Source organism: Sphingopyxis sp. NFH-91 (genome assembly GCF_021401285.1).
GTDB lineage: Bacteria > Pseudomonadota > Alphaproteobacteria > Sphingomonadales > Sphingomonadaceae > Sphingopyxis > Sphingopyxis terrae_A.
Window position 1 is genome coordinate 653,600 of the sequence record NZ_JACBGA010000001.1, and the last position, 17,979, is coordinate 671,578.

The following is a 17,979-nucleotide window of genomic DNA, read 5'->3' on the forward strand; positions in this document are numbered from 1 at the left end:
TGATTCCCGAAAGCCCCGTTGCACGAGGTCATTCGGCCCACTAGTCGGGGCGCATGAGCGGGGACATCGAAGCATTCGGGGCGGCGATCACGGCAGGGCTTGCAGGCCGCGCGATCGAGCCGGGGCATGGCGAAGGCAGCGCGCACGCGGGCGCCCGCTGCCTCAATTGCGGGACGGTGTTGCGCGGGTCGCACTGCCACCGCTGCGGGCAGAAGGCCGATGTCCATCGCAGCTTCGGCGCGATCGGACATGATCTGGTTCACGCCATCTTTCATTTCGAGGGCAAGCTGTGGAACACGCTGCCGCTCCTGACATGGCGGCCTGGCGATCTGACGCGCCGCTACATTCACGGCGAGCGGGCGAGCTTCATTTCGCCGCTGGCGCTGTTCCTGTTTGCGGTGTTCCTGACCTATGCGGTGCTGGCGATGGTCGGCGCGGGCGGCGGTGTCGGGGAGGAATTGAACAAGGCCGCGGCCGAACAGACGCGATCGGCCGCGATCAAGGACAGCATGCAGGTCGAGGTCGACCGTATCGATACCGAACTTGCGAAAAAGGATCTCCCCGCGGCGCAGCGCCAGGAATTGCAGGACGAGCGCGCCACTCTTCAGAAAAGTGCCGACTATCTAGGCATTTCGCGCAGCCGCAGCAAGGATGAGCGCACGGCCGACCGCGCCGCGGGGCCGCCGGTTCTCGACAACCCCGTCGATCAGGTGAAGACCAGCGCCGATTTCGTCACGCGCAACAAGGTCGATACGGGGGTGCCCTTCATCGACCATGGTCTGCAAAAGGCGTTCGCGAACCCGGCGCTGATTCTCTACAAATTGCAGGCCAACGCCTATAAATTCGCCTGGGCGCTGATCCCGTTGTCGCTGCCCTTCATGTGGCTGCTCTATCCGTTCAGCCGGCGTTTCCACACCTATGACCATTTCGTCTTCGTCACCTATTCGATCAGCTTCATGCTGCTACTCTTCGTCGTGGTGCGGCTGCTCAATCTGACGTTGCTGGGCGATCTCGCGACCTTCTTCGCGATGCTCTATGTTCCGTTCCACATGTATCGCCAGCTTCGCGGCGCCTATCGCTCGTCGCGCGTCGGTGCGCTTGCACGGACGACCCTGCTGCTTTTCTTCAGCCTGTTCGCGGTCATCGCTTTCATGCTGCTGTTGCTCGCGCTCGGTATGAGCGGGTGAGCGCATAATTGTCATGAAAGCCGGGCACAGACCCGGCGAGACGGGAGGAAAATCGATGCACCAGCTTTGGGCCGAAATGGATCGCCGCCTGCTGATGAAGCTCGGCACGGCAGGGCTTGCCGCCATGGCCTTGCCTGGCGCGGCGCAGGCGATGGCGGCACAGGGCTTCACCCACGGGGTCGCGAGTGGCGAGCCCGGTCCGCGGTCGGTGCTGCTATGGACGCGCTATGCCGCTGCGGCCGACACCGCGCTGACGGCCGAGGTGTCGGACACGGCCGACTTCGTGCGCATCGTCGGTGGCGGCAGCGTCACCGCCGCCGGCGACGCGGATCACACCGCCAAGCTGCGCGTCGACGGTCTCGAGCCCGGCCGCTGGTATTTCTATCGCTTTGTCGCGCCCGACGGCACGATGTCGGTGACGGGGCGTACGCGCACCTTGCCGGAAGGGGCAGCGGGCGCCTTCACCCTGGCGCTGTTCTCCTGCGCGAATCTGCCCTTCGGCTGGTTCAACGCCTATGGCCATGCGGCCGCCCGTTCGGACATCGATCTGGTCGTTCACGTCGGCGATTATCTCTACGAATATAAGGTCGGCACCTATCCGTCGGCGAAAGAGGCGGTGCCCGGCCGCCTGATCCAGCCTTCGAACGAGCTGATCGCGCTCGCCGATTACCGGCTGCGCTATGCCGCCTATCGCAGCGACGCCGATTTGCAGCGCCTTCACCAGCTGTTCCCGATCGTCGCGCAGTGGGACGATCATGAATTTGCCAATGACACCTGGAAGGGCGGGGCCGAAAACCACCAACCCGACGAGGGCGACTGGAGCGCGCGCGAAGCCGCCGCCATGCGCGCCTATGACGAATGGATGCCGGTCGGCGGCGCGCGCTGGCGCAGCTATCAGGTCGGCGATCTGGCGACGATCTTCCTGCCCGAAACGCGCATCACCGCGCGCGACAAGCAGTTCGAGATCGGCGACATCCTTGCCGACAAGGGCGACGCGGCCGCCGCGCTCAAGCAATTTGCCGAAACCGGTTATCGCGACCCAGCGCGGCAGTTGCTGGGCAGTGAGCAGGAAAAATGGCTGTTCGACGGCTTCGCGGCATCGGCGAAATCCGGCACGCGTTGGCAGGTCTGCGCGCAGCAGATTGTCATGGGCAGCCTGTTCACGCCGCCCGAATCGAAAAACTGGTTCGGCGCCAACCTGCCCGACTATGTGCAGCGCCGGGTCGAGATCGGTCAGCTCGCCGCCAAGGCCGGGCTGCCGCTCAATATGGACAGTTGGGACGGCTATCCCGCCGCGCGCGACCGCCTGCTCGCCGCGGCGCAGCGCGCCGGCGCCAATCTCGTCACCCTGTCGGGCGACAGCCACAATGCCTGGGCCTTCGACCTGACGCATGGCGGCCGACCGGCGGGGATCGAGGTCGGCGGACACAGCGTTACCTCGCCGGGGTTCGAAAGCTACACGCCGGCCATCCCCGACGACATACGGGTCGCCGCCCTGCGCGCCACGTCGCCGCAGCTGCGCTGGGCGAACACGCGCGATCGCGGCTATGCGACGGTGGCGCTGACGCCCGAGCGTGTCACTGCCGACTGGCATTTCGTCAGCTCGGTGCGCAGCCACGACCTCGCGCTCGCCTCGTCGCACCGGATGACCGCGACGCGCGGCCGCAATGCCTATGACAAGGGCTGACGCGCCGGGCGAGGGAGCCTCCGGCAGATCGGGTCGCTAAATTAGCGGCTAGCCAAGCGCGCTGCGTTCGTCCTATGTTCCGCAGATGACCTTGCCCCTGCTCCTAGCCGTCGTTGCCGCCCTTGTCGTCGGTGCCGTGATCGGCTGGCTGTTCGCTGGACGGCAGGCGGGCGGGCTCAAGGCCGAACGCGACGGGCTCGCCGAACGGTTCAGGGTCGCCGTCACCGATCTCGCCGCCGAAGCGGAGGCACGCAAGGCCGCCGATATCCAGCTCGCGTCGCTGCTCGCCGAACAAAAGGCGCGCGACGCGGCCCACGACGCGCAGATCGCGCAGCTCAAGGAGGCACAGGCGGCGCTCACCGCGCAATTCCGCGAGGTCGGACAGGCGATGCTGGGCGAGGCGCAGAAAAACTTCCTCGAACGTGCCGATCAGCGGTTCCGCCAGAGTGAGGAAAGCGCGGGGCAGAATCTGAAGGCGCTGCTCCAGCCGGTTCACGAACGGCTGGCCAAATATGAAGAGGCGGTCGGCAAGGTCGAGGCCGAACGTCGCGACGCCTTCGGGCTGCTGCACGGCCAGATCGCCGCCATGCGCGAAGGGACCGAGCGCGTGTCGAGCGAGGCGGCGAAGCTGGTCAACGCGCTGCGCAACGCGCCCAAGGCGCGCGGCCGCTGGGGCGAGCAACAGCTGCGCAATGTGCTCGAAAGCTGCGGCCTGTCCGAACATGCCGATTTCCAGACCGAAGTAAGCGTCGCCGATGGCGAAGGCGGGCGGCTGCGTCCCGACGTCGTGGTCAAGGTGCCGGGCGGGCAAAGCCTGGTCATCGACGCCAAAGTGTCGCTCAACGCCTATCAGGACGCGTTCGGCGCGGTCGACGAAGCCGAAAAGACCGCGCATCTCGCCGCACATGCCGCGGCGATGAAGGCGCACGTCAACACGCTGAGCGCCAAAGCCTATTGGAACCAGTTCGACGACACGCCCGACTATGTGGTGATGTTCGTTCCCGGCGAACATTTCCTCGCCGCCGCGCTCGATCATGACGCCGAGCTTTGGGATTATGCCTTCGACCGCAAGGTGCTGCTCGCCACGCCGACCAACCTGATCGCGATTGCGCGCACCGTCGCGGCGGTCTGGCGGCAGGAAAAGCTGGCGGGGCAGGCGCGCGAGATCGCCGCGCTCGGCAAGGAGCTTTATGCGCGCATGGCGACGATGGGCGGGCATATCGCCCGCGTCGGCAAGAATCTGGATCAGGCGACCGGCGCCTACAACGCCTTTGTGGGCAGCTTCGAAAGCCAGGTGCTGACGCAGGCGAAGCGTTTCGAGGCGCTCGACGTCGAGACGGGCGGCAAGGAAATTCCCGTGCTGCCCGTTGCCGAACAGGCGGCGCGGCCGCTGGCGAAGCTTGCGGCGGCACCGGCTGCGGTAAACGACGCGAGCGAATGACCTGTCGCCCCCGCGCGGGCGGAAGCGATATGGCGCGTCAGATTACGCGCTTCAGCACCGCCGTCTGGCCGCTTTCGCCGGTCAGCACCATCGTGCCGTCGGACGGGAAGCTCAGCCGCACCGGCGTTTTCATCAGGTCGAAGAAGGCGCGTTCCTGCGCCATGCCGGCGCCGGGGCAGGCCATCAGCGTCGCCGCAAGCTGTCCTGCGGTCAGCATGCCGTCCTTGACGGCATAGCTGCCCCCGAAGCGATTGCAGCCCGCGCTGCCGCTCATCCGTCCTCCCTCAAAGAACAGCTCGGTGGGGCGATCGGCGGCGACCGGCGTGCCACCAATCGACACGAAGGTCCAGCTGGTGCCGGTAAGGTCGGCGGGCGGCAAGATCGCGCCGCCGCAGCCATTCACCGTCTTGCCGTCGGCGGTGACGGTCACCGTGTCGCGATACCGGCGGTCGCTCATCCCGTCGCTGCACGCGCTGTGCGTCACATCGACGGTCAGCCGGCCGGTCACATAGCGCTCGCCGTTGAAACTCGGCCGCGCGCCGGGGTTGGCGACCGCGATGCGCGTCGCGCCATAATCGCCATTATAGGCAAGGCGCGCGGGCGTGATTTCCAGCGTCCAGCCCGGCTCGGTCCCTAGTGCCATATAGGCCTCGGCCGGCGGAGCGGGCGTCGCGGGTCCGGTGCCGGTGGCAGCGCAGCCGACAAGCGTCGCTGCGGCGGCGAGGGCGGGGACAAGCAGCATCTTCATGACAAATCCTTTCGCGGCGGCGGTTACCTCGGGTCCAATGGCCGGCCGCTGAACAGGTTGCATGGCCGGCGTTCAGCTTCGCTGCTGGTTCAGCACTTCATAGGCCATGACCGCGGCCGCAACGGCCGCGTTCAGGCTGTCGGCCTTGCCCATCATCGGCATTTTTACGCGCACGTCGGCGGCTTCGGCATAGGCTTGCGGCAGGCCCTGCGATTCATTGCCGATCAGGATGAAGGTGGGGGCGGCATAACGCACCGCCTGATAATCCTTGGTGTCGTCGCCGAGCCAGGTTGCGACCAGTTCGCCGCGCCCGCTGCGCAGCCAGGGCAGAAACTCGTCCCATTCGGCCTGCACCAGCCGCTGGGTGAAGATCGCCCCCATGCTCGCGCGCACGGCTTCGACACCATAGGGATCGGTCGATTCGCCGAGCAGGATCAACCCGCCGGCGCCGACCGCGTCGCCGGTGCGCAGCATGGTGCCCAGATTGCCGGGATCGCGCAGCCGTTCGGCAACCAGCCAGATCGGCGCCGCGTCGCGGTCGAGGTCGGATAGCGCGGTCCGCGGCTCGGCATAGATGCCGACGATCGTCTGCGGATTGTCCTTGCCCGACAATTTGGAGAGGATTGCCGGCGTCGTGTCGATCACCTCTCCGCCGCTCGCCAGCGTCGCGTCGATCAGCGTCCGCGCGAGCGGATGCGCGGCGCCCTCGTCGGCCAGAAACAGCCAGCGCGGCAATATGCCCGCCTCGCGCGCTTCGGTCGCGATGCGCAGCCCTTCGGCCAGGAACAGCCCTTCGGCGCGGCGATGCCGCTTTTCGCGCAACAGCCGCATCCGCTTTACGAGCGGGTTCGACAGGCTTTCGATTCGGGAACGGCGGGCGTTTTGCTGGCCGGTCGGGGCCATCGGATCAATCCTCGCCGAAGCTGTCCTTGACCAGCCCGACGAGCTTGAGCATCGCGGCTTCGGCGCCGTCGCCGCTGGTGTGGATGGTGATGCTGTCGCCCTTCGCCGCGCCCAGCATCATCAATCCCATGATCGACGATCCCGAAACGCGCGACCCGCCCTTTTCGACCTCGACCGACACGGTTTCGGGCAGGCGGCTGACGAAGGTAACGAACTTGGCGCTGGCGCGGGCGTGCAGGCCGCGCTGGTTGGTGATTTCTACGGTTTCGCTGATCTGGTTCATGGCCCCACCCCCAACATTTCCGATGCGACGGAAATATATTTCTGGCCTGCTTCCTTGGCCGCGATCACCGCGGCACGCAGGTCCATCGTCTTGCGCGCGCTTTCCAGCCGGATGAGCATCGGCAGGTTGACGCCGGCAATGACTTCGGTTCGTCCGCTTTCCAGCAGGCTGATGGCAAGGTTCGACGGCGTGCCGCCGAACAGGTCGGTCAGCATGACGACCCCGCGCCCTTCGTCGACGCGCTGGATCGCCTCGGCAATTTCGCCGCGGCGCACTTCCATATTGTCATTGGGGCCGATGCACACAGTCGCCACCGCGCGCTGCGGTCCCACCACATGTTCCATCGCCGTCACCATTTCCTCGGCGAGGCGGCCGTGCGTGACGAGAACCATTCCGAGCAGCGGCAGGGCTTTATCGGTGGGCATGAAAAGCGAGACCCTTATGTTTGTCCGCCGGGTGCGGGAGATGCGGGCGGGGGCTTGCCCTCAAGCCCATCTTGCGGGGCCGAGTCAAGGTTGCGGTGGGTCACCGTGGGCTCATGGCCCGCGGCGCGTAGCGTTCGGGCAACCCGATCGGCGACATGGACCGAACGGTGGCGTCCGCCGGTGCAGCCGAAGGCGATGGTGACATAGCTTTTCCCTTCGGCGCGGTAGCGCGGCAGCAGGGTGAGGAGCAGGGTTTCGATCTGCGTCACCGTCGCTTCATAAGCGGGATCGGTGCGAATATAGGCGGCGACGTCGGGGTCGAGCCCGGTGTGCGGGCGCAGCGCCGCGTCCCAGTGCGGATTGCGCAGATAGCGCATGTCGAACACCAGATCGGCGTGGCGCGGCAACCCGCGCGCGAAGCCGAAGCTCAATATGTTGAGCACCGGTGCATCGTCGCCGCCGCCGCCGAAGCGCTGGCGCACCTCCTGCTGCAGATCGTTGCTCGTATAGTTGGTCGTGTCGATGACATGCTCGGCCCAGCGGCGGAGCGGCTCCATCATCTCGCGTTCGCGCGCGATGCCGTCCGCGGCGGGGCGGTCCTCCGCCATCGGGTGGCGGCGGCGCGTCTCCGAAAAGCGCCGTTCGAGTTCGGCGCCTGCGCAATCGAGAAACAGCGTCTGCATGTCGCGCCCGCCCGCTTCGCGCAGTTCCTTCATGCGTTTGACGAGCAGCGCCGGCTTGAAACCACGGCTGCGACTGTCGATGCCCACCGCGATCGGCCGGTTCGCCGCGCTGCGCTGCACCGGCGCGTCGATCAGTGCGTCGAGCAGCGCGAGCGGCAGATTGTCGACAACCTCCCACCCCAGATCTTCCAGCACCTTGAGCACGGTCGACTTGCCGGCGCCCGAAAGGCCGGTGACGAGCAGCAGACGCGGCGCGGCGGGATCGCTCATGCAGCCGGCGCCAGTCGTTCGAGCGCGAGCAATATCTTGATCGGGGCCGATACTTCGAAGGCCGAAAGCAGCAGCGCGGGCAGGGGATGGCCGACGACCATTTCGACCTGATTCACCGCGGGCATGCGATCATAATGGTCTGTAAGCCGGACCGCGAGAGCCAGCGGCACCGGAGCGGTCCACGGTCGCTCGATGATGCCGATGCCGCGCACTTCCAGCTTTCCAGCCAGATTTTCGGGCGGGCGGCACCACAGGCGTCCGCGCTCGTACCAGATGTCGCAGCGGTCGTCGGCGACAAGCCGCGCGCCCCGGTCGAGCAGGCGGAGTGCAAGGTCCGACTTGCCTTGGCCCGAATTGCCGAGAATCAGGACGCCGCCATTGCCTGCTGCCACGCAGCTCGCATGGATATTGTGGATCTCGGCCCTGGTCCTGCTCGGGAACATGGGTGCAGGCTTACCGGCGACGAAGCGGGGCTGCAAGGCGATAGGCGCCCGCGGCAAATTCAGCCCGTGGGATCGGAGCCTTCGCGCGCGGGCAGGGTGATCAGCAGGCTGGCGCCGGGCCGGCCGTCGTCGCGGTCGCGCGCCGAGATGGTGCCGCCATGCCCCTCGATGATCGTTCGCGCGATGGCGAGGCCCAGCCCGCTATGCTTGCCGAACGCTTCCCCCGACGGCCGTTCGCTGTGGAAACGGCGGAAAATTGCTTCACGCTGCGACGGTTCGATCCCCGGCCCGTCGTCATCGACCCGCACATGGACCTCGTCGCCCAGGCGGGTGGCGGCGATACAGACGAGGCCGCCAGCGGGCGAGAAGCTGATCGCATTGTCGATGACATTGTCGATCGCCCGCTCGATCCGATGGCCGTCGCCCATCACCGCAGTCGTCCCCTTGCGCGGCCGCGCAAAGGCGATGCGAGGTCGATCTTCGCTTTGGCTGTTGCGGGCGCAGCGCGCGGCGAGCATCGATTCGATCATCAGCCCGACATCGACGGGTTCAAAAGACGCGCGCGACAATTGCGCGTCGATCCGGCTTGCGTCGCTGATGTCGGTGACGAGGCGGTCGAGCCGGCGGACATCCTCGTCCGCGATGGCGAGCAACTGAGTGCGCTGCGCGTCGGACGTGACGCGCCCCAGCCCTTCGATCGCTGATCGCACCGATGCGATGGGATTTTTGAGCTCGTGCGTCACATCGGCGGCGAAATGTTCCCCCGCGTCGATGCGCTCGCGCAGCGCCTGCGTCATGTCGCTCAGCGCGCGCGCCAGCGTGCCGATCTCGTCGCGGCGGCTCGGAAGGCGGGGGACGACCACCTCGCGCGCGCGGCCCAGCCGGACGCGAACGGCCGCGCGTGCCAGCCGGCGCAGCGGGCGGACGATCGTGCGCGCCAGAAACAGCGACAGTAGGACCGATGCGATCACGACCATCGCGATGACGATCGCGAGGCGGAAGCGCTCGGCTCGCACCGTGCGTGTGATGTCGCGCGCGTTGAGCGTCATCAGCATCACCTCGGGCGTCTCCAGATCGACGACGCGGGTGGCACTGAGCAGCGGGGTGCGTTCGGGGGCATAGCGGAATCGCGCCTGCGCTTCGCCGCTGCGCAATGTCGCTTCGGCCTCGGGCCAGGCAGCGAGCGTGTCGTGCGCCGGTTCGGTATATTCGGGGTAGCTCGGCGCGCCGACGATCCAGTCGATGCCGCGGTCCATCGCGCGCGCCGCATCGCGCTGCCACGCCTGCAAATCGGGATCGCGCAGCGTATAGGTCGGCGGCCCATGATCGAAACTGTCGGACAGCTTGCGGCCATCGGCAGCATAGAAGCGCAGCCGCGATTCGGTTGTGCGCGTAAATTCGCCGATCAGCCGCGCACGCTGGTCGGGGCGCGCCGCCTCGAGCGCGCTGTCGAGCAGGCCGAGCTGGTCCTGCATTTCGGAAATGCGCGTATCGACGAGACGGGTGCGATAGGTATCGAGATAGAAGAATCCGCCCGCCAGCAGCGCGATCGCTAGGATGTTGACGGCCAGGATGCGCGTCGTGAGCGACCAGCGCGCCGACCAGACGAGCGGCGCTTCTTCCTGTTCGGCAATCGACGCGTCAGCCATCATCGGAGAAGCGATACCCCGCGCCATAGAGCGTCTCGATCGCGTCGAAGTCCGAATCGACCTCGCGGAACTTGCGGCGCAGGCGCTTGATGTGGCTGTCGATGGTGCGATCGTCGATATAGACATCATCCTGATAGGCCGCGTCGAGAAGCTGGTTGCGGCTGCGCACGATGCCCGGGCGGCTGGCGAGCGTCTCCAGAATCAGGAATTCGGTGACGGTCAGCGTCACATCCTTGCCGCCCCAGCTCACCTTGTGCCGGGCCGGGTCCATCGCGAGCCGGCCCCGCACGATCGGTTCGGCCGCAGGCTCGTCGTCCGCCGCCGCCGCATTGCGGTTGAGGTCGACGCGGCGCAGGATCGCGCGGATGCGGGCGATCAGCAGCCGCTGCGAAAAGGGTTTGGAGATATAGTCGTCGGCACCCATCGCGAGCCCCAGCGCCTCGTCGATCTCGTCGTCCTTGCTGGTCAGGAAGATCACCGGAAGCTGGCTTTTCTCGCGCAGGCGGCGCAGGAGCTCGAGCCCGTCCATGCGCGGCATCTTGACGTCGAAGACGGCCAGATCGGGCGGATTGTCGATGAGCGGCTTCAGCGCGGCTTCGCCGTCCGAATAGACGCGCGTGACGAAGCCTTCGGCCTGAAGCGCGATCGACAAGGATTGCAGGATGTTGCGGTCGTCGTCGACCAGCGCGATGGTTGCCGTCATGCTCTTTCCATTGGGCGGACCCGGCGCCGGACTAGCCGATCTGCCGGCCAGCGACAACTGCGCACGTCCCGCCCACGATTCACCTTTTAATCTTTTGACCTCGGCCTCGGCTATCGCTAACGCGGCCGGGATTTCGGAATCGGCGTGACGTCGGCACCCCATGTTCATGCGGGCCCATCGCTTTCGCATGGCATGTCCTGCATACCTATGCAAAGGTGCGCGCGGCGCAGAGGAAAGGCGAAGCAAATGACCAAGGTTGTGATCGGCACCGACACCGTCGAAACCAAAGCGAATGTGGCCGAAAACTGGGGCACCGCGCAGCTCGTCGAGGATGCCGTACGCAATGGCGAGGGCCTGCTCGCCAAGGACGGCCCGCTCGTCGTCGCAACCGGCAAGCACACCGGGCGCAGCGCCAAGGACAAGTTCATCGTCCAGGACGCCGAAACGGCAGACACCATTTGGTGGGGCAAGACCAATGTGCCGATGACGCCCGATCATTTCGCTGCCCTCAAGGCCGATTTCTTTGCCCATCTCGCGTCGCGCGACCGCGTCTATCGCCAGCAGCTGTTCGGCGGCTCGCAGCCCGAATATCGCGTCGGGGTGCAGGTCATCACCGAATTCGCCTGGCACAGCCAGTTTATCCGCACGCTGCTCTGCCGTCCGACGGCCGAGGAGTTGGCGTCCTTCGCGACCGAATACACTATCATCGACCTGCCGAGCTTCCGCGCCGATCCGGCGAAGCATGGTTCGCGCACTGAAACGGTGATCGCGGTCAATTTCTCCGAAAAGCTGATCCTGATCGGCGGCACGCAATATGCCGGCGAGATGAAGAAGTCGGTGTTCGGCATCCTCAACTATCTCCTCCCGGTGCAGGGTGTGATGCCGATGCATTGCTCGGCGAACATCGGCGCCGACGGCGATACGGCGGTTTTCTTCGGCCTGTCGGGCACCGGCAAGACGACGCTGTCGGCCGACGCCTCGCGCACGCTGATCGGCGACGATGAACATGGCTGGTCGGACACCGCGGTCTTCAACTTCGAAGGCGGCTGCTACGCCAAGATGATCCGCCTGTCGGCGGAGGCCGAACCCGAAATCTACGCGACGACGAAGCGTTTCGGCACGGTGCTCGAAAATGTGGTGATCGACCCCGCGACGCGCGAACTCGACCTCGACGACAACAGCCTCGCCGAAAACAGCCGCGGCTCCTATCCGATCGACTTCATCCCGAATGCGTCGGAAAAGAATATGGGCCCGGTGCCCAAGAATATCATCATGCTCACCGCAGATGCCTATGGCGTGCTGCCGCCGATCGCGAAGCTTACCCCCGATCAGGCGATGTATCACTTCCTGTCGGGCTATACCGCGCGCGTTGCGGGCACCGAAATCGGCGTGACCGAGCCCGAGGCGACCTTCTCGACCTGCTTCGGCGCGCCCTTCATGCCGCGTCATCCGTCGGTCTACGGCAATCTCCTCAAGGAGCGCATCGCCAAGGGCGGCGTCGAATGCTGGCTCGTCAACACCGGCTGGACCGGCGGCATGGCGACGATGGACGGGATCAGCCGCATGCCGATCAAGGCGACCCGCGCACTGCTCAACGCGGCGCTCGACGGCAGCCTGAACAATGCGGAATTCCGCAAGGATCCGAATTTCGGCTTCATGGTTCCGGTTGCGGTGCCCGGCGTCGATTCGGGCCTGCTCGATCCGCGCGAAGCCTGGGCCGACAAGGCGGCTTATGACCGCACGGCGCAAACGCTGGTGCAGCAATTCATCGACAATTTCGCGCAATTTGCGGACCATGTCGACGAGGGCGTCCGTAACGCCGCACCGCAGGCCGCCGTCGCGGCCTGATTGACCCGGAAACTTCCGGGTGCTCATTCACCCGGAAGGACTGGACCCATGGCCACCGACTTTACCCCGCGCCTGTTCGAGCGCGATGCCGATATTCGCGCGATCGGTGCAGGCCTGCTCGCCTGCACCCTGCCGCGCGAGGCGTGGACGCACGAGGCGCATCTGGCGGCGTGCCTCTGGTTGCTGAGCGAGCGCCCCGACATCGACGTCGATGCCGAAATTGCGCCGATCATCCGCCGCTTCAACGAAAGCGTGGGCGGCGTGAACGACGACACGCAGGGCTATCACGACAGCATCACCCGCGCCTATGTCGCGGGGGTGCGGCTGTTCCTCGCTGAAACGGCGGAGACGGGCCTGACCAGCCGCGTCAATGTGTTGCTGCGATCGCCCATGGGCGCGCGCGACTGGCCGCTGCGCTTCTACAGCCGCGACCTGCTCTTTTCGGTGCCGGCGCGGCGCGGGTTCGTCCCGCCGGACCTCGCGCCGCTGCCTGCGCCGTGATAGCGTCGGTTCCGACTCGAAGCGAAGGAGCGCAGCCATGAGCATCTTGGACAATATTCTCGGACAGATTTCCGGAAACGACACGGTGGCCAACCTTGCCGCCAAGGTCGGTCTGTCGCCCGAGCATGTCGAAACGGCGATTGCCGCGCTCGCCAAGCATCACCCGATGCAGGGTGACACCGCCGAAGGCGCTGCCGCGACCACCGGCCTGCCGCTCGACAAGTTGCAGGAGATCATCGGCCAGATTGGCGGAGAAGGCTCGCTCGGTCGCTTTGCGCAGATGGTCCAGCAGGACGGCGGCGCCGGCATTCTCGGTGCGCTCGACCGCGATCGCGACGGCAACCCGCTCAACGACCTGGGCGGCATCGCAGGCTCGCTGTTCGGGAAGAAATAGGCGAACCCGTCAGGTCCGCCTACCGTCGGCGATAGCGTCAGCGAAGGATCGCCTTGCCTTTTTCCGGGCACTATCCCTTCGTTTCCGCGATATATTCGTCGACATTTTTCGCGAGAACGTCGAGCGGCACATTACCGCCGAGCACGACGGTGTCGTCGAAATCGCGCAGGTCATACTTCGCACCGAGCGCGGTCTGTGCGCGGCCGCGCTGGCGGACGATTTCGCTGTGGCCGACTTTGTAGCCGCAGGCCTGCCCGACCCAGCTGCAATAGCGATCGACTTCGCTCGCGACCTCCAGCGGGTTCGATCCATTGCGTTCGACGAAGAAGCGCACGCCCTCCTCGCGCGTCCAGCGCTTCGCGTGGATCCCCGTATCGACGACGAGGCGGCAGGCGCGAAAGGCGATCGACTGAAGATAGCCGAGCCGTCCGACCTCGAAATCGTCGTAAAGCCCCAGCTCGTCGGCAAGCTGCTCGGCATAGAGCGCCCAGCCCTCGGAATAGGCGTTGAAGGCGAGCATCGAGCGGATCAGCGGCATCTTGTTGGCATATTCGCCCTGCCAGGCATGGCCCGGGATCGCCTCGTGCATCGCGAGGTCGGGGAGCGAATATTTGCTGTGCAGATCGGTCGTGCGCAGGTTGATCCAGAAGCGGCCGGGGATCGATCCGTCGATCGATCCGGCACCGCCATAGGCCGCGGGCGCGCCAGGTTCTTCGGCGAGCGGCAGGCGCTTCACCTCGACATTGCCCTTCATCATCGTGCGGAAGGCGCGCGGCAGCTGGGCGCGAATCTTGTTCAGCCAGCTCTGGATATAGGCGACGATCTCGGCCCGGCCCTGGTCATTGTCGGGGAATTTGAAGCGCGGGTCTTTCGCCAGAGCGTTCATCCGGTCGCCGACGGACCCTTGCGTATAACCGAGCTTCTGAAGGATCGGGTCCATCCGCCCGTGCAGCTCTTCGAGCTGCTCCAGACCCATTTTGTGAACCTCATCGGGGGTCATCCGCGTCGTGGTCGATGCGCGCAGCGCCCAGGCATAGAATTCGTCGCCGTGCGGACGCGCCCACATGCCCGCGTCCATCGTCGCCTTTGGCTGCTGCGCCTTGAGTTCGGCAAGCTGGCGTTCGAGCGCCGGTACCACCGTCTCGCGCGTGATCGTCTCGGCGCGCGGACCCCAGTTCCCCGCAATATTCTGTTCGCGCGTCCGGGACGCGAGGCTCTCGACCAGCCCGCCGCCTTCGCGGGCGTCGGCAAGGCTCGCCTCCAACTGCTTGACCGCCTTGTCGATCAGGAAGACCGGGGCGATGAGGCCTTGGGCGGCGGCAGCCTTGAGCCGTTCGGTTTCGCCGTCGAGCGCGGCGGGATAGGCGGCGAGGCGGGCAAGATAGGCCTCGGCGTCGGCGCTGGTCTTGACCGGATGGTCGCTGTCGAGAAATTTCGGCACGTCGAGATAGGCGCCGACATTCTGGATGACGACATAGGGCGTGTTGCGCCAACCGCCCACCGCGACATCGCCATAGGGCTGCGCGAAGCCGGCGAGCGCGACGTCATAGGCGCTGTCGACGACCGCAAGGCTGGTCCGTGTCGCATGGTCGAGCCCTGCCGTGTCGAAGGCGCGAACGCGCGCCAGATCGGCCTTCAGCGTCGCCGCCAGAGCCTGCTGCCCCGCCGCCGATCGATCGCCGAGCTGCGCCCGCATCGCGGCGCGCGCGCCGGTATCGATGCCGAGCGAGGTAGCACCTTCGGGCGAATGGGCGAGGAGATTGTCGGCGATCGAGGTCAGCAGTGCGTCGGCGCCCGCCGCGCCATCGCCGCTGACCGCGGACGCGAAGGCGCGGGCCGGAGCAGCCAAGGCCAGCCCCGCGGCCCCGGCGCCTAGGGTAGCAATCGTCTGACGGCGGCTGACGGGCGTGGCAAAGGCTTCGGGCATTCGGCGGCTCCCCTGGATATTCTCGTTTCTGAAGAAATCATTTGGAGCCGCTGCGGCCCCGGGTCAATCGAAAGGGGCCGGAAACGCACCCCGTGCGCCCGGCCCCGGTCGAAAATTATCGGCGCTTTGTCAGTCGGTCAGGTCGGCTGGAACCTTGCCGCCGTTCGCCGCAAGTTCGCGCATCACGGCCTTGTGCAACCAGATATTCATTTCGGCGCTGCCGTTGAGTTCGCCGGTATAGCCCAGTTCCTGCGCCAGCTCCTTGCGATTGGCGAGGCTCGAATCGATGTCGAGCAGCTTCATCAGGTCGACGATCGAAGTGCGCCAGTTGAGCGGCTGTGCCACTTTGGCGGCTTCGGTGGCGAGGATCGCCTCGACATCGACTTCGCTGATCGGGGCAGTGGGCGCCGCGGCCGCGGCCGGGCCAGCGGGTACCTCGGCGGGGGCTGCCGGTGTCGCTGGAGCGGGGGTAGCGACTTCGGCCTTCTTTCCGAAGATCGCGTCTTTTATCTTGCTGAAAATGCTCATGTTCATGCTCCCACTTTGGTCCGGCGCTTCGGACGAAGCGCGCCAGACTCATTTATGCGGCGGGTGGATGACAGGAGAATGAACCGCTCCCCCTCGGTGCCCGCGCTGCTATACCAACCCCCATCGGCTGAGTTCGATCCCGCGCCGCGGTGGGAGAATTTGCATGAATCTCACCGACATTCTGCAGCCGGTCGGCGGCATCAAATGGCGATGGTACGCGTGCTGGGGCTAGCGCCGGAACGCCGGGGTCAGAGCCCGGACGGCCCTGACCCGACGTTGCCTGTCGCCTCAGCTATAGGGCGGAGCGTCCTCGAACTCCCCGAACGCCGGATAGTCGTTGGCGACGCTGGCGGTGAAGTTGGGCGCGCGCTTTTCGAGGAAGCTGGTCACGCCTTCGGCCGCGTCGGGGCTGCGTCCGCGGGCGAAGATCACGCGGCTGTCCCAGCGGTGGGCGCTCATCGGGTGCGGGGCGCCGAGCATCCGCCACATCATGTGCCGCGTCAGCGCGACCGATACCGGAGCGCTGTCGCCGGTCAGCTCGCGCGCCTTGGCGATCGCAGCGTCGACCAGCTCGCCTTGCGTATGGACCGACTGGACCAGCCCCTTTTCATGCGCTTCGGCGGCGGGGATCAGCCGGCCCGAATAGCACCAGTCGAGCGCGGTCTGGATGCCGACCAGCCGCGGCAGGAACCAGCTCGATGCCGCTTCGGGGACGATCCCGCGGCGCGCGAAGACGAAGCCGTAGCGGGCGTTGTCGCTCGCCAGCCGGGCATCCATCGACAGCGTCATCGTCGCGCCGATGCCGACCGCGGCGCCATTGATGGCGCCGAGGACGGGCTTTTTCGCCTCGAAGATGCGCATCGACACGCGGCCGCCGCCATCGCGGATCAGCGGGTGCGACCAGTTGATCGTGCCGTCTTCGCCGATCGGGCTGGCCGGCGTGCCGTCGGGCAGCAGCGCCTGCTTGTCGGCGCGCTTGTCATAATCGAAGGTCGCGGCGCCCGCGCCCAGATCGGCGCCCGCGCAATAGGCCTTTTCGCCATGACCGGTGAAGATCACCGCGCGAACGCCATCGTCGGCATCGCATTCGTCGAGCGCGGTAATGATTTCCTGCATCATCTCGCCGGTGAAGGCGTTCATGCGGTCGGGGCGATTGAGGGTCAGCAGTGCGATGCCTTCGTGGCGGTCGAGGCGAATCTGGTCGAAGCTCATCTTCTCTCTCCTTGGCTTTGGGAGCAGCGTTGCAAGCGACGGCGTCGAGTGCAAGCACTTTACGTAAACGTAAAGAAAGATCCTCCCTGTCGCGCAGCGATGGGGAGGGGGACCATCCGCAGGATGGTGGAGGGGCAGCGGCGTTGCAAAAAGGCCCCTCCGTCAGCGGCTGCGCCGCTGCCACCTCCCCATCGCTGCGCGACAGGAAGGGTCGCTTTCAACCCGGGGATGACGCGCCCTCGCTTTGTCGCTATAGGCGCCCCGACCGCCCCGGCGTCGCGCTCACATTTGAGTCGCTTTGCCGGGGCCATTCATTTGGTTCCGACAGAAAGTTGACCGCCATGGCCCGTCGCCGCCAGATCTACGAAGGCAAAGCGAAGATCCTCTACGAAGGCCCCGAACCGGGCACGCTGATCCAGTATTTCAAGGATGATGCGACCGCGTTCAACGCGCAGAAGCGCGGCACGATCAACGGCAAGGGCGTGCTCAACAACCGGATTTCGGAGCATGTCTTCACGCTGCTCGGCAATATCGGCGTGCCGACGCACTTCATCCGCCGCCTCAACATGCGCGAACAGCTGATCCGTCAGGTCGAGATCGTGCCGATCGAGGTGATCGTGCGCAATGTCGCGGCGGGCACGCTGTCGAAGCGCCTCGGGCTGGAGGAAGGCACGCCGCTGCCGCGCACGCTGATCGAATATTGCTACAAGGACGATGCGCTTGGCGATCCGCTGGTTGCCGAAGAACATATCGCCTGCTTCAACTGGTGCAGCCAGGACGAACTGCACGACATTCAGGACATGGCAATCCGCATCAATGATTTCATGAGCGGCATGTTCGCGGCGGTCGGCATCCGCCTCGTCGACTTCAAGCTCGAATTCGGACGGCTCTACGACGGCGATTACAGCCGCATCATCCTGGCCGACGAAATCAGCCCCGACGGCTGCCGCCTGTGGGACATGAACACCAATGAAAAGCTCGACAAGGATCGCTTCCGCCGCGACCTCGGCGGCGAAGTCGAAGCCTATCAGGAAGTTGCGCGGCGCCTTGGCCTGATGCCCGAAGGCGGCGACAATGCGGTGCTCGACCTCGAAACGCACCGCAAGAAGAAGGGCAGCTAAGGCCGCCCCGATCCCGCAAGCGCCTG

At 65.9% G+C, this 17,979-nt stretch carries 18 protein-coding genes; 7 read left to right on the plus strand and 11 right to left on the minus strand.

The genetic code is table 11. The annotated features are described in order from the left end of the window. The first annotated feature begins 53 nt into the window (after positions 1-53). The 3 genes from L0963_RS03255 (at position 54) to L0963_RS03265 (ending at position 4,315) form a co-directional block, all read left to right on the plus strand. Positions 54-1,187 (plus strand): DUF3667 domain-containing protein, encoded by a 1,134-nt coding sequence (locus L0963_RS03255; RefSeq protein WP_062900638.1) that lies wholly within the window; start codon positions 54-56, stop codon positions 1,185-1,187. 55 nt (positions 1,188-1,242) lie between these two features. Next, a complete protein-coding gene (locus tag L0963_RS03260) occupies positions 1,243-2,874 on the plus strand; it encodes an alkaline phosphatase D family protein (protein ID WP_217372643.1) in 1,632 nt (543 codons plus the stop codon). An 85-nt stretch (positions 2,875-2,959) separates the two neighbouring features. Further along, positions 2,960-4,315: a DNA recombination protein RmuC gene (locus L0963_RS03265; RefSeq protein WP_062900636.1), complete on the plus strand. Its 1,356-nt coding sequence runs from the start codon at positions 2,960-2,962 to the stop codon at positions 4,313-4,315. A 37-nt stretch (positions 4,316-4,352) separates the two neighbouring features. On the opposite strand, the gene L0963_RS03270 is transcribed toward L0963_RS03265, so the two are convergent. The 8 genes from L0963_RS03270 to L0963_RS03305 form a co-directional block, all read right to left on the minus strand. Further along, on the minus strand, positions 4,353-5,063 hold the full coding sequence (locus tag L0963_RS03270) for an META domain-containing protein (RefSeq protein WP_217372642.1): 711 nt from the start codon (positions 5,061-5,063) through the stop codon (positions 4,353-4,355). A 72-nt stretch (positions 5,064-5,135) separates the two neighbouring features. Then, positions 5,136-5,966, minus strand: a complete 831-nt coding sequence (locus L0963_RS03275; protein ID WP_062900634.1) for a TrmH family RNA methyltransferase — start codon at positions 5,964-5,966, stop codon at positions 5,136-5,138. Positions 5,967-5,970: 4 nt separating this feature from the next. Continuing rightward, positions 5,971-6,249: an HPr family phosphocarrier protein gene (locus L0963_RS03280; protein ID WP_003040349.1), complete on the minus strand. Its 279-nt coding sequence runs from the start codon at positions 6,247-6,249 to the stop codon at positions 5,971-5,973. Beyond that, the gene (locus L0963_RS03285; protein WP_062902970.1) at positions 6,246-6,650 is read right to left on the minus strand and encodes a PTS sugar transporter subunit IIA; all 405 of its coding nucleotides are present in this window, start codon (positions 6,648-6,650) and stop codon (positions 6,246-6,248) included. The genes L0963_RS03280 and L0963_RS03285 overlap by 4 nt, the downstream gene beginning before the upstream one ends. Before the next feature lie 38 nt (positions 6,651-6,688). Further along, a complete protein-coding gene (gene rapZ / locus L0963_RS03290) occupies positions 6,689-7,627 on the minus strand; it encodes an RNase adapter RapZ (protein ID WP_062900633.1) in 939 nt (312 codons plus the stop codon). Continuing rightward, positions 7,624-8,070, minus strand: coding sequence for an HPr kinase/phosphorylase (locus tag L0963_RS03295; protein WP_003040343.1), 447 nt, complete (start codon positions 8,068-8,070; stop codon positions 7,624-7,626). Before L0963_RS03295 ends, rapZ begins: the two co-directional genes overlap by 4 nt. A gap of 59 nt (positions 8,071-8,129) precedes the next feature. Continuing rightward, on the minus strand, positions 8,130-9,722 hold the full coding sequence (locus L0963_RS03300) for a sensor histidine kinase (RefSeq protein WP_409372276.1): 1,593 nt from the start codon (positions 9,720-9,722) through the stop codon (positions 8,130-8,132). Next, positions 9,712-10,422, minus strand: a complete 711-nt coding sequence (locus L0963_RS03305; protein ID WP_062900631.1) for a response regulator transcription factor — start codon at positions 10,420-10,422, stop codon at positions 9,712-9,714. Before L0963_RS03305 ends, L0963_RS03300 begins: the two co-directional genes overlap by 11 nt. A gap of 246 nt (positions 10,423-10,668) precedes the next feature. On the opposite strand from L0963_RS03305, the gene L0963_RS03310 reads away from it, so the two are divergent. The 3 genes from L0963_RS03310 to L0963_RS03320 are packed head-to-tail and all read left to right on the plus strand — an operon-like array spanning position 10,669 to position 13,165. Further along, on the plus strand, positions 10,669-12,270 hold the full coding sequence (locus tag L0963_RS03310; protein WP_062900630.1) for a phosphoenolpyruvate carboxykinase: 1,602 nt from the start codon (positions 10,669-10,671) through the stop codon (positions 12,268-12,270). A 48-nt stretch (positions 12,271-12,318) separates the two neighbouring features. Then, positions 12,319-12,771 (plus strand): hypothetical protein, encoded by a 453-nt coding sequence (locus L0963_RS03315; protein ID WP_217372641.1) that lies wholly within the window; start codon positions 12,319-12,321, stop codon positions 12,769-12,771. 37 nt (positions 12,772-12,808) lie between these two features. Then, positions 12,809-13,165, plus strand: coding sequence for a hypothetical protein (locus L0963_RS03320; protein ID WP_217372640.1), 357 nt, complete (start codon positions 12,809-12,811; stop codon positions 13,163-13,165). Positions 13,166-13,235: 70 nt separating this feature from the next. On the opposite strand, the gene L0963_RS03325 is transcribed toward L0963_RS03320, so the two are convergent. From L0963_RS03325 to L0963_RS03335, 3 genes are all read right to left on the minus strand, one after another. Beyond that, entirely contained in the window at positions 13,236-15,092 is a 1,857-nt protein-coding gene (locus L0963_RS03325; protein ID WP_217372639.1) for a DUF885 domain-containing protein, read from the minus strand. Between the two features lie 129 nt (positions 15,093-15,221). Beyond that, on the minus strand, positions 15,222-15,620 hold the full coding sequence (locus L0963_RS03330; protein ID WP_186402625.1) for a DUF3597 domain-containing protein: 399 nt from the start codon (positions 15,618-15,620) through the stop codon (positions 15,222-15,224). 288 nt (positions 15,621-15,908) lie between these two features. Continuing rightward, positions 15,909-16,832 carry a crotonase/enoyl-CoA hydratase family protein gene (locus L0963_RS03335; RefSeq protein ID WP_186402626.1) on the minus strand — a complete coding sequence of 308 codons (924 nt, stop codon included), beginning with the start codon at positions 16,830-16,832 and terminating at the stop codon, positions 15,909-15,911. Positions 16,833-17,173: 341 nt separating this feature from the next. Between L0963_RS03335 and purC the strand changes: the two genes are divergently transcribed. Then, positions 17,174-17,953, plus strand: a complete 780-nt coding sequence (gene purC, locus L0963_RS03340; RefSeq protein ID WP_003040316.1) for a phosphoribosylaminoimidazolesuccinocarboxamide synthase — start codon at positions 17,174-17,176, stop codon at positions 17,951-17,953. The last annotated feature ends 26 nt before the right edge of the window (positions 17,954-17,979 follow it).

Excerpts from the sequence above, each read along its gene's own strand:
- L0963_RS03255 (WP_062900638.1), top strand. The coding sequence starts at position 54 with ATGAGCGGGGACATCGAAGCATTCGGGGCGGCGATCACGGCAGGGCTT.
- L0963_RS03260 (WP_217372643.1), top strand. The coding sequence starts at position 1,243 with ATGCACCAGCTTTGGGCCGAAATGGATCGCCGCCTGCTGATGAAGCTC.
- L0963_RS03265 (WP_062900636.1), top strand. The coding sequence starts at position 2,960 with ATGACCTTGCCCCTGCTCCTAGCCGTCGTTGCCGCCCTTGTCGTCGGT.
- L0963_RS03270 (WP_217372642.1), bottom strand. The coding sequence starts at position 5,063 with ATGAAGATGCTGCTTGTCCCCGCCCTCGCCGCCGCAGCGACGCTTGTC.
- L0963_RS03275 (WP_062900634.1), bottom strand. The coding sequence starts at position 5,966 with ATGGCCCCGACCGGCCAGCAAAACGCCCGCCGTTCCCGAATCGAAAGC.
- L0963_RS03280 (WP_003040349.1), bottom strand. The coding sequence starts at position 6,249 with ATGAACCAGATCAGCGAAACCGTAGAAATCACCAACCAGCGCGGCCTG.
- rapZ (WP_062900633.1), bottom strand. The coding sequence starts at position 7,627 with ATGAGCGATCCCGCCGCGCCGCGTCTGCTGCTCGTCACCGGCCTTTCG.
- L0963_RS03295 (WP_003040343.1), bottom strand. The coding sequence starts at position 8,070 with ATGTTCCCGAGCAGGACCAGGGCCGAGATCCACAATATCCATGCGAGC.
- L0963_RS03300 (WP_409372276.1), bottom strand. The coding sequence starts at position 9,722 with ATGATGGCTGACGCGTCGATTGCCGAACAGGAAGAAGCGCCGCTCGTC.
- L0963_RS03305 (WP_062900631.1), bottom strand. The coding sequence starts at position 10,422 with ATGACGGCAACCATCGCGCTGGTCGACGACGACCGCAACATCCTGCAA.
- L0963_RS03310 (WP_062900630.1), top strand. The coding sequence starts at position 10,669 with ATGACCAAGGTTGTGATCGGCACCGACACCGTCGAAACCAAAGCGAAT.
- L0963_RS03315 (WP_217372641.1), top strand. The coding sequence starts at position 12,319 with ATGGCCACCGACTTTACCCCGCGCCTGTTCGAGCGCGATGCCGATATT.
- L0963_RS03320 (WP_217372640.1), top strand. The coding sequence starts at position 12,809 with ATGAGCATCTTGGACAATATTCTCGGACAGATTTCCGGAAACGACACG.
- L0963_RS03325 (WP_217372639.1), bottom strand. The coding sequence starts at position 15,092 with ATGCCCGAAGCCTTTGCCACGCCCGTCAGCCGCCGTCAGACGATTGCT.
- L0963_RS03330 (WP_186402625.1), bottom strand. The coding sequence starts at position 15,620 with ATGAGCATTTTCAGCAAGATAAAAGACGCGATCTTCGGAAAGAAGGCC.
- L0963_RS03335 (WP_186402626.1), bottom strand. The coding sequence starts at position 16,832 with ATGAGCTTCGACCAGATTCGCCTCGACCGCCACGAAGGCATCGCACTG.
- purC (WP_003040316.1), top strand. The coding sequence starts at position 17,174 with ATGGCCCGTCGCCGCCAGATCTACGAAGGCAAAGCGAAGATCCTCTAC.